Here is a 14,340-nt window from a genome sequence, read left to right as displayed (position 1 = left end):
ATACTTTCAGAAAAATAATGGTTAGTAATGAGTAGTTAGTATTGAGAAGTTAGTATTGAGAAGTTAGTATTGAGTATTGAGATCTAAATACGACTTCACTAAAATTTTCTTTCCACTTTCCACTCTCCACCAGAATTTTCTCACCAATTTCTCTCTTCTCTCTCCTCTCTTCTCTTTCCTCTCTTCTCTTTCCTCTCTCCTCTTTCCACTTTCCTCTTTCCACTTTCCTCTTTCCACTTTCCTCTTTCCTCCTTCCACTTTCCTCTTTTCTCAGGGCATATACCTCGCGTCCCGCCACTTAATATTGCAGCCGATACTCGGTTTCTGGTCATCATAAACTTTTCTATTATTTAAAACGCAGTCCAGAGCTTCGCGAAGATCTCTTCCATTGCATGGAATACCGTTGCCCGGTCGGGAATTGTCAAGTTGTCCGCGATATATAAGTTTAAGATCAGAATCAAAAAGATAGAAATCAGGAGTGCAGGCTGCATCATAGGCTTTTGCCACTTCCTGCGTCTGATCAAAAAGGTAGGGAAAAGGGTAGTGGTTTTTTCTGGCCGTTTTCCACATTTTGTCGGGATGATCATCGGGATAACTCTCAATGTCATTACTCATTATAGCTACAAATCCGAAGCCCAACACCCGGTAATCATTAGCCACTCTAACAATTTCTTCATTCACATGTTTTACAAAAGGGCAGTGATTACAAATAAACATGATCACCGTTCCCTTATCGCCTTTTAGTTCCTGTAGGCTATATCTGTTATTGGTAACTGCATCAATAAGTTCAAAGTCGGGAGCTTTCGTTCCCAGTGGAAGCATATTTGAAGCTGTTCTGGACATATTTTTTAGATGTTTTAGATTTCTGAAAATACAAATTTACGATGGAATAACTGCAATTTTATTATCTTGGATAGAGATAACAGACAACAAATTCCAAAGACCAAAATTCAAGCCCCAGCAATAAACAACGAACAAAGAATAACGAACAAAGAACAAAGAACAAAGAACAAAGAGCAAAGATACCCGGGTACCAAAAACAAACTTTCAAGAACTAACAACTTATAACTTATAACTTACAACTTATTACCAATAATGAAATCTCTAGACACCTGGTTTTCGGAATATGCCGTGAGCCTTCAGAATGAAACCAACAAAGCCATACATTATATATGTGTTCCTGCTATTTTCTTTTCTATTGTTGGCTTGCTTATGAGTATTCCTCCGGGAATTTTGCAGGAAGTGTTTGCAGGGGATTATCCTCTTGTTGAAAATTGGGCAGTACCGATACTACTACTCGTTCTGGTTTTTTACTTCCGGCTTTCAGTAATGATGGGTTTGAAGATCCTGGTTTTTGCAGCCATTTGTATTGTCGGTAATTATTTCATTTCCCTGGCAGCACCTTTATGGCTGGTATCATTGATTATATTTGCGGCAGCCTGGGTAGGGCAATTCTACGGGCACAAAGTAGAAGGCAAAAAGCCTTCTTTCTTAAAAGATCTTCAATTTTTGCTAATTGGCCCCGCGTGGGTAATTGATAATTTGTTCAGATAATGGAAATAACCTGGAATGACTTTGAAAAAGTAGAAATGAGAATTGGGACGATTTTGGAAGTCGATAATTTTCCGGAAGCCCGAAATCCCGCCTATAAACTGGTGATAGACTTCGGAAAGGATATCGGCATCAGAAAATCTTCAGCACAAATTACCCGTCGCTATTCCGCAGAAGATCTTATAGGAAAACAAATAGTCGCTGTGGTGAATTTTCCGAAGAAACAAATTGCGACTTTTATGAGTGAATGTTTAGTGCTGGGAGCTGTTGGAGAAAATAATGATATAGTTCTTCTCAATCCCGATTTTAAAGTGGAAAATGGACTGCTGGTGGGGTAACGGTTCGCTGCGTTGCACACGGATCTGGTATAAGAAACCTCACAGGTTTTTAAAACCTGTGAGGTTTTAACCTTTTCTACATTCAACACAAGCAGGAAATGGCTTCTCCTCCTTTTTTCCTAAATTTGCCACTGTGAAATTCCTGGCGCTCATAATGTCTTTCCTGGTGCTGTTTTTAAACAGTGTTACCTGTTGTATTCTTGATGAATGTGCAGAGGAAACTGCCGTGGAGAATCAGGACCATGAGGAGAAGGAGGCTTGTGAAAACTGTTCTCCTTTTATTAACTGTGGAACCTGTACAGGATTTTTATTGGTTTTCGAATCTTCCCAATTTTCTTCGGAAGTTATTGAAACAAATGAGGAATTTTATAAACTCCAGGATCTTTCAAATTCCCGGTATGTTCCCGCTATCTGGCAGCCGCCTCAAATTGTTTAATGAAACTTAGTTGGATAATTACCACATTACTTATAGTCATTAAACATTCTAAATTTTAAAAATGTATAAATATTTTATGAGCCTGATGGTCTTTCTCATGGTGACCGTCAGCAGTGCTCAGAATAAATTTGAGGCAAAAATTATTGATGCAGATAATCAAACTCCTCTCTTTGGTGCCAATGTCGCAGTACAGGGCAGTACTCTTGGTGCGACCGCAAATGAAGAAGGTCTTGTTGAAATAAATAACATTCCGGACGGGCAGCAGGTAATTTTAATTAGTTTTCTGGGTTACGAACCTCAGGAATTAAATCTGGAATTTCCACTTGAAGAAGACAAAGTATTTCAGGTACTGCTCCATGCGGGAGGAGAAGAAATGGAGGAAGTTTTTATTTCGGCAACACGTTCCCGCAGAACAATTATTGATCTGCCGACGAGAGTGGAAGTAATCTCTGGTGAGGAACTTGAAGAGAAGGGGAATATGAAACCCGGTGACATAAGAATGTTGCTGAATGAAACTACGGGAATCCAGACGCAGCAAACATCTGCTACTTCCTATAATTCCAGTATCAGGATCCAGGGATTGGATGGAAGATATACCCAACTTTTAAAAGATGGATATCCTTTATACAGCGGATTTTCCGGCGGATTAAGTTTATTGCAAATTGTGCCGCTGGATCTAAAGCAGGTGGAGGTGATCAAAGGTGCATCTTCAACTTTGTACGGTGGTGGCGCTATCGCGGGATTGGTAAACCTGGTTTCCAGAACTCCCGGCGAAGAAAGACAGATAAACTTTCTCCTTAACGGAACTTCAGCTCTGGGCCTCGACGTCAGCGGATTCTATTCAGAGCAGTATGGGAAACTAGGAACAACTTTATTTGCTTCTTATAATATCGGTACCCCCTATGATCCTGCCGATATTGGTTTAACGGCAATTCCTGAATTCCGAAGATATACCATTAATCCACGTCTGTTTTACAACTTTAGTGACAGGACCACTTTAAATGTGGGAGTTAATACCACCGTAGAAGAGCGAACGGGAGGAAATGTTGATTACATTGAAGGAAACGCGGTGAGCAATCCTTACTTTGAACAAAACAATACTAACAGGGTCACTTTACAATCGGGCTTTGGACACGAGCTGTTGAATGGAGACTGGCTGGAAATAAAGAACAGTTTCAGCTTTTTCGACAGGGAGATACAAACCCCCGGTTACAGATTTGCAGGAAATCAATTTGCCTCTTATAATGAAGCAACGTATCGTTTTGGAAACACCGATATGGAATGGATTGGCGGCCTGAACCTTTGGGTGGATCGTTTTGACCAGGAGGATGAAAATCCAAGACTTAGTCAATTATAACCATCTTACCTACGGAGCTTTTATTCAAAATACCTGGAATGCTTCTGATCTCTTTAAACTGGAAACTGGTTTAAGAACAGATTATCAAAATGAATACGGGGTATTTGTGCTACCGCGAATTTCAGCAATGTTTGATTTTAATAATAATTGGACAGCAAGAGTAGGAGGGGGACTTGGTTACAAAACCCCGACTGTTTTTACTGAAGATGCCGAGAGAATTCAGTTTCAAAATGTACTTCCTATAGATGTGGAAAACACTGTAGCTGAAAGATCTATAGGTGGAAATTTTGATGTGAATTACCGTACTGAATTTTGGGAAACTATTGGATTTACTGCCAATGTTCTTTTCTTTTACACCAAAGTCAATGATCCTTTGATCCTGATGAACACTTTCCCCGCTACCTGGGAATATACCCAGCCGGATGGATTTATAGATACCAAAGGAGTAGAAGCCAACTTTAAATTCAGTTACCGGGATTTCAAATTGTTCACTAAGCTATACCCATGCCGATGTAAATCAACATTACAATGATGTTACAACACCCATGCCTTTGGTAGCCGCGCACCTAGCTGAACAATGTGCTAATGTATGAGGTGCATGAGAAATGGAAAATAGGTCTGGAAGCTTATTATTTCAGTCCGCAGAAGCTAAGTGACGGCTTTACGGGTCAGGAGTACTGGATCTTCGGACTTATGATGGAGCGACTATGGGAAAATTTCTCTCTCTTCCTGAATTTTGAAAATTTCACCGATACCAGGCAAACTAAATTCGATTCGATTTACACAGGTTCATTATCTGATCCTCAGTTTCGGGATATCTATGCTCCTGTAGATGGTTTCGTGGTGAATGGAGGGATAAAGATAAAGCTGTAAGTGTGACGTGAGGCACGGATTGCAAATCCGCGCCATCTAATCCGCGCCATAGCCGCGCTTAGCTGAAAAGTAATTCGACATACTGTCACGGATCACAGATCCGCGCCAGCTGATCTGCATCTGTCGGAAAAAAGTAAACCTCACAGGTTTTTAAAACCTGTGAGGTTTTGTTTTTCAACCTACAACCTACAACCTTGAACCTTGAACCTTGAACCTTGAACCTCGAACCTACAACAGATAACTAACATCACATTTCATCTCCAAAGAAAATAGCGTTCATAAGCAGTTTGTTGGTTCCAAACCAAAATGCCCTGAAATTAGTATTATCAGTAAATAGTATCACATTTCCTCTTCCCATTCCTGTTTGTCTGAAGGGGACTGTGTTGGAAATCAATTTTAAATTTGGATTGCTGATGTAGCCTGCCAGCAAAGGATTTTCGTTGTACTGAATAGGATTGTTATAGCTGGTGGAATCTGCTTTTATAAATATGGTTGTATCCCTGAAGAGTGGAATCTGATCATCTTCATAACCAAAATTTACAGGATGTGACCTGTCCTGTTTTGCCTGGAAAATCGCTCCTCCAATTCCCTGTGCTCCCCGAAAATCCTGAGCTTCTTCAAAACTCACGTTTTTGGCTTTTACATCATTTTCGAGAAATTCCAGTTTCATAAAATCATTACTTTTAAACCAACGTGCAGCATTTTTGTAGCCAATTAAAGTGCCTCCGCTTCGAACCCAATCCTTTAATTTGTCAGCATCATTTTTACTCAATGCACTTCCCCAGCTGTTTGGTAAAATAATATCAGTATATGAGCTTAGGTCAGTACGTCCGAAATTTTTTGTGTCCAGCTTTGTAATTTTCATGTTGTACCTCTGGTCAAAAAGATGCCATATCTCTCCGGCATCATAGGGAGTAACTCCTTCCCCTACGATCATCGCAACTTTCTGTGGTTCCAAAGAGCCAAACTGGTTGCTTCCCAGGGTTATTCCTGTTGTTAAACCCGTAGAAACCGCATTTATTTCCACACTGGATTCTTCGGCAACATCTTTGAGAAATTCGAATAATTCATCGGGATTCATCGTCTGGTTTTGGACAGGGATCATTACCGTGCCGTAATCATATTTCATGTTTCCTGAAGTGAAAGGTTGCATTGCTACGCTGGCCCTCAAATCTTTATTTAGGACCATATTAAGAGCTTTTGGAGAGTAGTAATCATTCCATTTAAGGAGATATGCATATTCACTCTTTGTTGGTGCGGGAACAGAAGGTTTTTTTAACTCTTCTATTTTTGGTCCTGCATACCGCATATTCACATTTTCGTCATAGCTGAGATCAAATGCCAGCGGAAAGCTCCAGGCGGAAATGTCATAGAACAAACTATCTTCAAAAGTGGTTCTTTTTTCAAACATAGCTTCTACCAGCCTGTGCTGCTTTTGATTTTTAGGAATAATGTAGGCGCTTCCTTTTTTATATCGTTGCCCGTTGACTTCTAAATCTTCAGTTATTTCGTGCACTTCGATTTGCTGACGCTTTAAAATATCAGCCAGGTGCCAGGCTTTGTTGGCATCTGTAGTATTTCCAAAAACATAAGCTCCCTTTCCTGCTGTTTTTCTTGCTTCAGCATAAAAATTCCGCTGAAAGTTCAGGATCTTTTCTCTCATATTGGACGCAGCTTCGAGAGTAGAAAGGGCAGTGGTAAATTGATTTCTAATGGTGAATGGAAAAGTGAGTAACCCGTTATCGGTTTCCTGTACATTTCCGCGGGAACTTCCCTGCTCAAATAAGATTCCAATACTTCCATTAATGTCCGGAAAGGTGGAGCCTTTTCCGTAGTAGAAATCGTCGTAATCTTCTTCAGTATAATAAAAAGACCCAATTTTATCCAGCGCAGCAGCGTGATAAGTTCCTATTTCCTTTGTAAGATCCTGATTCATTTGTGGAGTTAAAGGATGGGTTCTCGACGGGATCCCCGGTTGAAAAAAGAAAGAAGAGTTTGATCCCATCTCGTGATGGTCTGTCAAAATATTTGGATGCCATTTGTGAAATGTTTCAATTCTCGCTCTTGATTCCGGCAATTGTACCAAGCAGCCAGTCCCTGTTCATATCGAACCAGTAGTGATTTGTTCTTCCACCAGGCCAGGTTTCATCAAATTCGCGGTCCTGGGGATCGGCGTTGAGGTTATGGCTTCTGTTCGTATTTACCCAACTTGCAAAACGCTGCAATCCATCAGGATTAAAAGCAGGATCAAAAAGAATAACTGTGTTATCGAGCAAGTCTTCAACTTCAGGTCCTTGTGCGGCAGCAAGGTAGTACGCCACAAGAAGGGCGGCATTAGAACCGCTGGCTTCGTTTCCATGAATAGAAAAACCTTGGTTTACCACTACAGGCATATCTGCAGTGTTAAGGTTAGAACCATTTTCTCCCGTGAGAGTCAGATGAGTTTTTCTTATTTCTTCAAGATTGTTTTGATTTTCAGGCGAAGTGATCGTGAGGAGGATCAATGGGCGGCCTTCATAAGTTTGTCCGCGGGTTTCAATTGATATGCGTGGAGATTCTTCAGCAAGTTGGCGCATGTAGGCCACCAGATTATCGTGAGAGACATGCCATTCCCCCGGCACAAATCCCAGCACTTCCTGTGGTTTGGAAATTTCCGGATTATAAGTAATATTTTGCGGTAGGTAGTAACTGAGGTCAAGATCTTCCTGCGCAAAAAAAGGTAAGGCAAAAAGCAGGAGGAAGGAGTAAATTATAATTTTCATCAAGGATATAAATTAAAAATGTCAATATAAAAAAACCGCTCCATATACAGGGAGCGGTTTTATAGTAAAAAAATTTTACCTGTTATATGTCTTCAAAACTTATATCAGTAAATTTTTCAGGAGAGGTAGCACCTGCCGTTTCCACGTCAGCTTCCTCATATTCCTTTTTAAAATCCTTTTGGTGTCTTTCACTAATTACCTCTTCGCCTTTTTCATTCACGATGTAATCAGTCATTTCGTTTAAGATTTCAGCAAATCCCTCAAAATCCTCTTTGTACAAATAGATTTTGTGCTTCTTGTAATGAAAAGATCCATCTGCATTAGTAAACTTTTTACTCTCAGTAATAGTGAGGTAGTAATCATCGGCTTTGGTGGCTCTTACATCAAAAAAATAAGTGCGTCTTCCTGCTCGTAATACTTTAGAGAAAATTTCATCTTTCTCCATCATTCCATTTTCACTCATAAAATAAATCTTAAATAGTTAATTGTACCAAGACCCAAAAATCTAAAAATTTTTAACATTTAGCAAAAAATTTTCACATTTCTTTTTCACTTAGCTGTTTCGCGTAAAGTTCTTTATAGTACCCTAACTCTTCGATAAGCTCCTGATGCGAGCCTTGCTGCACGATTGAGCCATTATCCATGATGATTATTTTATCTGCATTCTTTGCTGAAGAAATTCTACTGCTTACCAGGATCGTTGTCTTTTCTTTGGAAATTTTGAATAGATTGTTAAGGATCTCTTCTTCAGTTTCAGTATCTACTGCGGAAAGTGAATCGTCCAGCAGAAGGATCTGCGGATCATGAATTATTGCCCTTGCAATAGAAACCCTTTGTTTTTGTCCGCCCGAAAGAGTAATTCCCCTTTCTCCTAAAACGGTATCATATCCTTTGCTGAAGCCTTTAATGTTTTTATGAACAGAAGCATTTTTTGCTGCTTCAATAACTTCCTCATCTGTGGCACTGGTTTTTCCGAACCTGATGTTATTTCTTATAGAATCACTAAAAAGGAATGCATCCTGTGGCACATAACCAATGCTATTCCTTAGATCATCCAGATTCACCTCTCTTATATTCTTGCCGTCTATCAAAATCTCTCCCTGCTCAACATCATACAAACGACCAATTAATTCTAAAACAGTAGATTTTCCAGATCCGGTTTTGCCGATAATCGCCAGGGTTTCCCCTTTCTTAACTGTAAATGACAAATTCCGAAGAGCGGTAATATTAGTATCTTCATAAGTGAAGGTAACATTGCGAAATTCTATTTCTCCTTCAATTTCAATATTTGCAGGTTGCAGATTTTTAATCTGTGGTTCTTCCTTTAAAAATTCGTTGATCCTTGCCTGTGACGCTTCTGCCTGTTGCACAATTGAAGTTACCCATCCCACTGTGGCTACGGGCCAGGTGAGCATGTTCACGTAAAGAAGGAATTCAACAATAATTTCAATTTCAATTTCTCCATTGATCACCTGCTTAGCCTCCAATAAAGATCACCAAAGTATTGCTAACGCCAATAAGCAGCACCATTAGTGGAAAAAAGAAAGCCTGCACTTTTACCAGGTCCAGGTTTTTTTCTTTGCTGCCATTAGAAAGTTCTACGAAATTAGTATTTGTTTGTGGCTCAAGTCCGTAAGATTTAATAACTGAAATTCCACTGAAGCTTTCCTGGGTAAAAGTGTTTAGCCGCGACAGGTATTGTTGCACCACAGTACTTCTTTTGTTAATGGCCACGCTCAATTTATATATAGCAAAAGAGAGAATTGGTAAAGGTGCAACGGTATACAGAGTAAGAAGAGGAGCTGTGTCTATCATATACCAAATAACAACCACAAAAAGAGTTAAGGTCGTAACACTGTACATAATAGCCAGTCCCAGATACATTCTCACCTTGGAAACATCTTCACTTATCCTGTTCATAAGGTCTCCTGTGCGGTTCTTTTTATAAAAATTGAGGGAGAGTCTTTGATATTGCTCGTATACCTCATTTTTCAGGTCGTACTCCATATGTCTGGAAACCACAATAAACATTTGCCTCATCAGGAAGGTGAAAAAAGCAGAAACCAGGGTGGCCCCAATGATCAATAGGATGTTATAAAAAAGTTCTTCACGTAATAACTCTGCACTGGTATTCTCATCATTCACATAGCTTTCAATAATTCCCGTGGAATCCCCGATAAATTGTACGGGATATAGTGCAAAAATTCTTGCAGCAATTGTGATAAGGAACCCCAGCAGGAGTTTCCATTTGTATTTGTAAAAATATTTGTTGAGGTGTTGTAATTCTTTCATAAGTCAAAATTGCCGAATTCGCATTTTTGGGAACTAATTCAGCAAGGAATTTAAAATATTCATTATTTTTGCACCCTGATTTTTAAAATTAAGAAAAATCTGTTTAAATAATTATTCTATGCAAGTTGAAGTGCTAAGTGCAAAAGAACTTAAGTCCAGCGGGTAGGTATTTGGACAACTGTCTTTTAATGACCACGAACAGGTGGTTTTTTGTAATGACAAAGATACAGGTTTAAGGGCAATAATAGGTATCCATAACACCGTTTTAGGACCTGCTTTGGGAGGTACAAGAATGTGGAATTACAACAGTGAGTGGGAAGCTTTGAACGATGTACTAAGGTTATCCCGGGGAATGACTTACAAGAGTGCAATTACAGGTTTAAACCTTGGAGGAGGAAAAGCGGTTCTTATTGGAGACGCAAAAACACAAAAAACTCCCGAACTTATGAGAAGGTTCGGTGAGTTCGTACATTCTCTTAGCGGAAAATACATTACTGCAGAGGATGTGGGAATGGATACCGAGGATATGGATATTGTAAGAGAAGTGACTCCTTATGTTACGGGGATATCTGAGTCTAAAGGAGGTGCAGGAAATCCTTCTCCTATTACTGCCTACGGGGTTTTTATGGGAATGAAAGCCGCTGCGGAATACAAGTATGGAAGTGACGATCTCGATGGCAGAAAAGTTTTGGTACAGGGGATTGGTCACGTGGGGGAATCTCTTGTTGAACATTTGAGCAACGAAGGAGCTAAAGTTTACATTGCAGACATAAATCCTGCACGTCTTGAAGAAGTAGCAAGAAAATACAGTGCTCAAATTTATACTGAAGACGTGTACGAGGCAGATGTGGATATTTACGCCCCCTGCGCTTTAGGAGCTACTATAAATGACGATACGATTTACAGGATAAAGGCTTCAATTATTGCAGGTGCTGCCAACAATCAATTAGCTGATGATAAAGTGCACGGCCAGATCCTTCAGGAAAAAGGAATTGTTTATGCTCCCGATTTTTTAATCAACGCCGGAGGAATTATAAATGTTTATGCAGAATTAGAAGGTTACGACAGAACCGAAATTATGCGAAGAACAGAAAATATATACAACACTACTCTTGAAATCTTAAAAACAGCTGAGGCAAGAAAGATCTCAACTCATTTTGCTGCATTGCAAATTGCACAGCAAAGAATTGACAATAGAAAAAGAGAGAATTCGAACTAAGGAGTTTGAAATAAATGTTATTTTTGCAGGGCGAAAGAATTTTCTTTCGCCTTTCTTAATTTTAAAAGTTCTTTTACACCTATGTTGACCAGAAGACATATTCGAGTTAAAGTAATGCAGTCGCTCTATGCATTTCATCAAAGTCAGAATAAAAACTTTCAGTCTGAAGAAAAATTTCTTCAAAAAAGTATGATGGAAATGTATGATCTTTTCCTGCTTCAGCTAAAGTTGATCATAGAGATTAGAGATTATGCCGAAAGATATCTCGAAAAATCTCAGAAAAAATTCCTGGCCACTTCCGAGGATAAAGATCCAAACCAAAAATTTCTCAATAATGAGGTGATAAAAATCCTTGAGAATAATAATAATCTTCAGGATCTTCTGGAAGAAAGAAAAATTACCCACTGGAACAGGGATGGAGAATATGTGGCAATACTATGGGAAGAACTTAGAAATAGTAATGCATTTGAACAATATATGTCTACCAGGACCTCCAGTTTTAAAGAGGACAGGGAATTTGTAATTCTTTTGCTTAAAGATTTTATAGCACCTAATGAAAAACTTTACGATTATCTTGAAGATTCCAAGTTGACCTGGTTGGATGATCTTCCACTGGTAAATACTGCAATCCTTAAATTTCTAAATAAACTAAAGGAGAATTCAAAACAGGAGGCAAAATTACCAAAGCTTTTTAAAAGTGAGGATGATGAGGAATTCGCAATAAATCTATTTCGAAAAGTATATGTGAAGGATGAGGAACTTGCAGGGGAAATGCTGGGGAAAACCCCTAATTGGGATAAAGAAAGGATTGCCGAAATTGATACCATTCTTATTAAAATGGCGATCTGTGAGTTTTTGCATTTTTCCTCTATTCCTGTAAAGGTTACTATTAATGAATATCTGGAAATAGCAAAAGAATACAGTACTCCAAAGAGCAGTATTTTTATTAATGGAGTCCTGGACAAACTTTCCAAAGAATACGTTGAGGAAAAACGTCTAAATAAAGTTGGACGCGGACTTATGTAGTTCAAAAAATTTAGTATTTTTAACGTTTGAATTAAAACAAATAATTATGAAAAAAGGAATCTTGTTAATAGCGGCCATTGGGGCCATGGTTTTTACTTCCTGTAAGGATGATGCTTCCAGTAAAGTGAAAGCAGAAAACGTAGAAACGGCAGCAGAACGTGATGCACAGGCCGTTTATTATCCCGAAATGTCTTTTGAAGAGCAAGAGCACGATTTTGGTACTATTGCAAAAGGAACGACTGTAGAGCACAAATTTAAATTTACCAATACAGGTAAAGCTCCTTTGGTAATTACTAATGCAACCGCTACTTGTGGATGTACTACTCCCGATGTTCCTAAAAACGAATCTATTGCTCCTGGTGAAACAAGAGAAATGACTGTGAAATATGATGGATCAGGACAGGGACAGGTTACAAAAACTGTTACTATCACAGCTAATACTGAAAAAGGAACAGAACAAATAAGAATCAAAGCTTTTGTTGAGGTAGCGCTAACGCGACAGGAGCCTAATAGCTTTTAAAATTTTCTATGGAACAATTATCCCAGTGGGCCCCAATTATTTTAATGTTTCTCGTGGTGTATTTTTTTATGATACGCCCTCAAATGAAAAGAGCTAAACAAGAAAAAAACTTTGCATCTGAACTTAAAAGAGGTGACCGAATAGTTACCAAAAGCGGAATGCACGGTAAGATCGTAGACTTTAGCGAAAAAAATAATGCAGTAATTATAGAAACCTAGGTGCCGGAAAGATCACTTTTGATCGTTCTTCCATCTCGATGGAAATGAGCAGGAAACTTAATGAACTTAGGGTTGAAAAGAAATAGTTATTTCTTTATAAAATATAAAAAAAGCGGTGAAAATTATTTTTTCACCGCTTTTTCGTTATGTAGGGTAGATATTTAAAGTTCTTTCACCATTTCCTCCAAAACTGGATTCTCCTGCAGCTTGGCGTAATGATAAGCAGTATTTCCCTGCACATCTTCCAGGGATTTGTCTGCTCCATATTGAAGAAGCAGTTCGGCAATTTTTTGCTGGCCAAAGGTGGCAGAATAAATTAATGCCGTAGAGCCATTGGAATTCTGAATATTTACATCGGCTCCATTTTTTAAAAGCAGTTCTGCAATAGCAGTATTTCCTTTAAAACACACTCCCATTAAAGCAGTATTTCCTGCTGCGTCCCGGGCATTAACTTCGGCTCCGGACTTCAGCAACAATTCAGTTATTTCATATTGTTCATTGTAACTAGCCAGGACTAAAGGAGAAAAACCTCTGGAGTCGGTGGATTGGAGAACATCAGGATCTTTTTGGATAGCCTGCTCAATCCCATTGCTGTCTCCCTGCCTTATTAAGTCAAAAAAATCCATTGAAAATTTATTTGGTGCTGTTGAAAATATTAGTTTTAAAAAGTGAAGGTATAAAATGAAAGGTTTGAACAGGAGCTGGTTCCATTTTATATTCTTTAGCCTGAATAGATTTTATTTATTGTTAATTCTAAAAACAGAAACCTGCCGGAAGAAAAGCTCCAACAGGTTTTTTCTTACCGGGCTTTGCATTAATCCTGTACCTGAAAAATAATAGGAAGGGCATAAGAAACCTATATGGTTTTCCCCGCTGTTTTCCCGGCTGCATTTGAGGAAGAGCATTTATTACTCTTTCCGCTTCTTCTTCCAGTTTTGGATGTGGGGCACGGGATTGGACATCAATAATATTACCCTGCTTATCTATTTTAAATATAACATTCACACGGTTTATACCTTTTAAATTAAGCTTGGGTCCCAGGTCTGTATCAAAATTTTTATTGACAAAGCGAGTAATTTTTTCGCTCATGCAATTTCTCCTTTCCTCATTAGAACTCAATCCTTCGCATCCCGGGAAAATAGGAACATCTTCAATTAATGTAAAAGGAACTAGGTGCAATGGGATCATCTGTAGGAGCTTCAATAATGTCATCAATTTTTATAATATCCATTTGGCTACTCTCGGAAGATGGAATAGTATCCTCCTGCTTAGGATCTTCATTTTTAATTACTTCCAATACATCGGGAGATGGAGGAATAACGGGAGGTGGTGGAGTTTGCGGAAGAACTGTAATAGGAATAGGTTCATCATCTGGTTCTTCCATAGTTAAAAGATCCCTCTGGATTTCCTCCTTTTCGTAGGTTTTCCATTCTATACCGAAGTAGGCGAATAAGAGTACGAGAATTAAACCTAGGTTTGAAGAAACAATACACTTCTTTTCTTAAGATCAACATCAGAGTTTTTTTTAGGTTCCATAAGTATTACGTGTTTTAATTAATAAACATGTTTGAAGCTGTTATAGCTTTACTCTAATGGTTGGATAGAAATGGTAGTTGCTTCTATAGCAACAATGACCGTGCCTTATTTTAAAGAATTCTGTAGGATTTTACTTAAATATTTAAATAGTTTTCAGTCTGAATAAAATAAACCTGGTCTATACCCCGATTTTTTCGATCAGCAATACAAGT

General features: G+C 38.7%; 15 protein-coding genes and 3 pseudogenes. 10 read left to right on the top strand and 8 right to left on the bottom strand.

The window, feature by feature from the left end:
• Positions 1-49: 49 nt before the first annotated feature.
• A complete protein-coding gene (locus LZ575_RS08295) occupies positions 50-223 on the bottom strand; it encodes a hypothetical protein (RefSeq protein ID WP_235330236.1) in 174 nt (57 codons plus the stop codon).
• 47 nt (positions 224-270) lie between these two features.
• A complete protein-coding gene (locus LZ575_RS08290) occupies positions 271-843 on the bottom strand; it encodes a thioredoxin family protein (protein ID WP_235330235.1) in 573 nt (190 codons plus the stop codon).
• Positions 844-1,095: 252 nt separating this feature from the next.
• Between LZ575_RS08290 and LZ575_RS08285 the strand changes: the two genes are divergently transcribed.
• The 6 genes from LZ575_RS08285 (at position 1,096) to LZ575_RS08260 (ending at position 4,555) form a co-directional block, all read left to right on the top strand.
• Positions 1,096-1,554, top strand: a complete 459-nt coding sequence (locus LZ575_RS08285) for a DUF962 domain-containing protein (protein ID WP_235330234.1) — start codon at positions 1,096-1,098, stop codon at positions 1,552-1,554.
• Positions 1,554-1,889, top strand: coding sequence for a tRNA-binding protein (locus LZ575_RS08280; protein WP_235330233.1), 336 nt, complete (start codon positions 1,554-1,556; stop codon positions 1,887-1,889). The genes LZ575_RS08285 and LZ575_RS08280 overlap by 1 nt, the downstream gene beginning before the upstream one ends.
• Positions 1,890-2,022: 133 nt before the next feature.
• Positions 2,023-2,325, top strand: coding sequence for a DUF6660 family protein (locus tag LZ575_RS08275; RefSeq protein WP_235330232.1), 303 nt, complete (start codon positions 2,023-2,025; stop codon positions 2,323-2,325).
• 61 nt (positions 2,326-2,386) lie between these two features.
• The gene (locus LZ575_RS08270) at positions 2,387-3,682 is read left to right on the top strand and encodes a TonB-dependent receptor (protein ID WP_235330231.1); all 1,296 of its coding nucleotides are present in this window, start codon (positions 2,387-2,389) and stop codon (positions 3,680-3,682) included.
• The gene (locus tag LZ575_RS08265) at positions 3,654-4,214 is read left to right on the top strand and encodes a TonB-dependent receptor domain-containing protein (RefSeq protein WP_235330230.1); all 561 of its coding nucleotides are present in this window, start codon (positions 3,654-3,656) and stop codon (positions 4,212-4,214) included. The genes LZ575_RS08270 and LZ575_RS08265 overlap by 29 nt, the downstream gene beginning before the upstream one ends.
• Positions 4,215-4,267: 53 nt before the next feature.
• A complete protein-coding gene (locus tag LZ575_RS08260; protein ID WP_235330229.1) occupies positions 4,268-4,555 on the top strand; it encodes a hypothetical protein in 288 nt (95 codons plus the stop codon).
• 247 nt (positions 4,556-4,802) lie between these two features.
• On the opposite strand, the pseudogene LZ575_RS08255 reads toward LZ575_RS08260, so the two are convergent.
• From LZ575_RS08255 to LZ575_RS08245, 3 genes and pseudogenes are all read right to left on the bottom strand, one after another.
• Positions 4,803-7,317: pseudogene (locus LZ575_RS08255) on the bottom strand (M14 family metallopeptidase).
• Between the two features lie 82 nt (positions 7,318-7,399).
• Positions 7,400-7,780, bottom strand: coding sequence for a PUR family DNA/RNA-binding protein (locus LZ575_RS08250; RefSeq protein ID WP_235330228.1), 381 nt, complete (start codon positions 7,778-7,780; stop codon positions 7,400-7,402).
• 73 nt (positions 7,781-7,853) lie between these two features.
• Positions 7,854-9,609 (bottom strand): annotated as a pseudogene (locus tag LZ575_RS08245) (ABC transporter ATP-binding protein).
• Between the two features lie 178 nt (positions 9,610-9,787).
• Between LZ575_RS08245 and LZ575_RS08240 the strand changes: the two are divergent.
• The 4 genes and pseudogenes from LZ575_RS08240 (at position 9,788) to yajC (ending at position 12,678) form a co-directional block, all read left to right on the top strand.
• Complete coding sequence (locus LZ575_RS08240; protein WP_235330691.1) at positions 9,788-10,828, top strand: Glu/Leu/Phe/Val dehydrogenase; 1,041 nt, start codon at positions 9,788-9,790, stop codon at positions 10,826-10,828.
• Positions 10,829-10,909: 81 nt separating this feature from the next.
• Positions 10,910-11,854 (top strand): transcription antitermination factor NusB, encoded by a 945-nt coding sequence (gene nusB, locus LZ575_RS08235; RefSeq protein WP_235330227.1) that lies wholly within the window; start codon positions 10,910-10,912, stop codon positions 11,852-11,854.
• A 46-nt stretch (positions 11,855-11,900) separates the two neighbouring features.
• On the top strand, positions 11,901-12,374 hold the full coding sequence (locus LZ575_RS08230) for a DUF1573 domain-containing protein (protein WP_235330226.1): 474 nt from the start codon (positions 11,901-11,903) through the stop codon (positions 12,372-12,374).
• A gap of 8 nt (positions 12,375-12,382) precedes the next feature.
• Positions 12,383-12,678 (top strand): annotated as a pseudogene (gene yajC, locus LZ575_RS08225) (preprotein translocase subunit YajC).
• Between the two features lie 75 nt (positions 12,679-12,753).
• Here yajC and LZ575_RS08220 read toward each other — a convergent pair.
• The 3 genes from LZ575_RS08220 to LZ575_RS23430 all read right to left on the bottom strand — a co-directional run bounded on the left by LZ575_RS08220 (position 12,754) and on the right by LZ575_RS23430 (position 13,976).
• A complete protein-coding gene (locus LZ575_RS08220) occupies positions 12,754-13,218 on the bottom strand; it encodes an ankyrin repeat domain-containing protein (protein WP_235330225.1) in 465 nt (154 codons plus the stop codon).
• Between the two features lie 127 nt (positions 13,219-13,345).
• Positions 13,346-13,681: an energy transducer TonB gene (locus LZ575_RS23435; RefSeq protein WP_311196028.1), complete on the bottom strand. Its 336-nt coding sequence runs from the start codon at positions 13,679-13,681 to the stop codon at positions 13,346-13,348.
• 61 nt (positions 13,682-13,742) lie between these two features.
• Positions 13,743-13,976 (bottom strand): hypothetical protein, encoded by a 234-nt coding sequence (locus tag LZ575_RS23430; RefSeq protein WP_311196027.1) that lies wholly within the window; start codon positions 13,974-13,976, stop codon positions 13,743-13,745.
• Positions 13,977-14,340: the final 364 nt, after the last annotated feature.

It is taken from the genome of Antarcticibacterium sp. 1MA-6-2, assembly GCF_021535135.1.
Lineage (GTDB): Bacteria > Bacteroidota > Bacteroidia > Flavobacteriales > Flavobacteriaceae > Gillisia.
The sequence above is the reverse complement of the archived record's forward strand: the minus strand, read 5'-3'. Positions and strand labels throughout refer to the sequence as shown.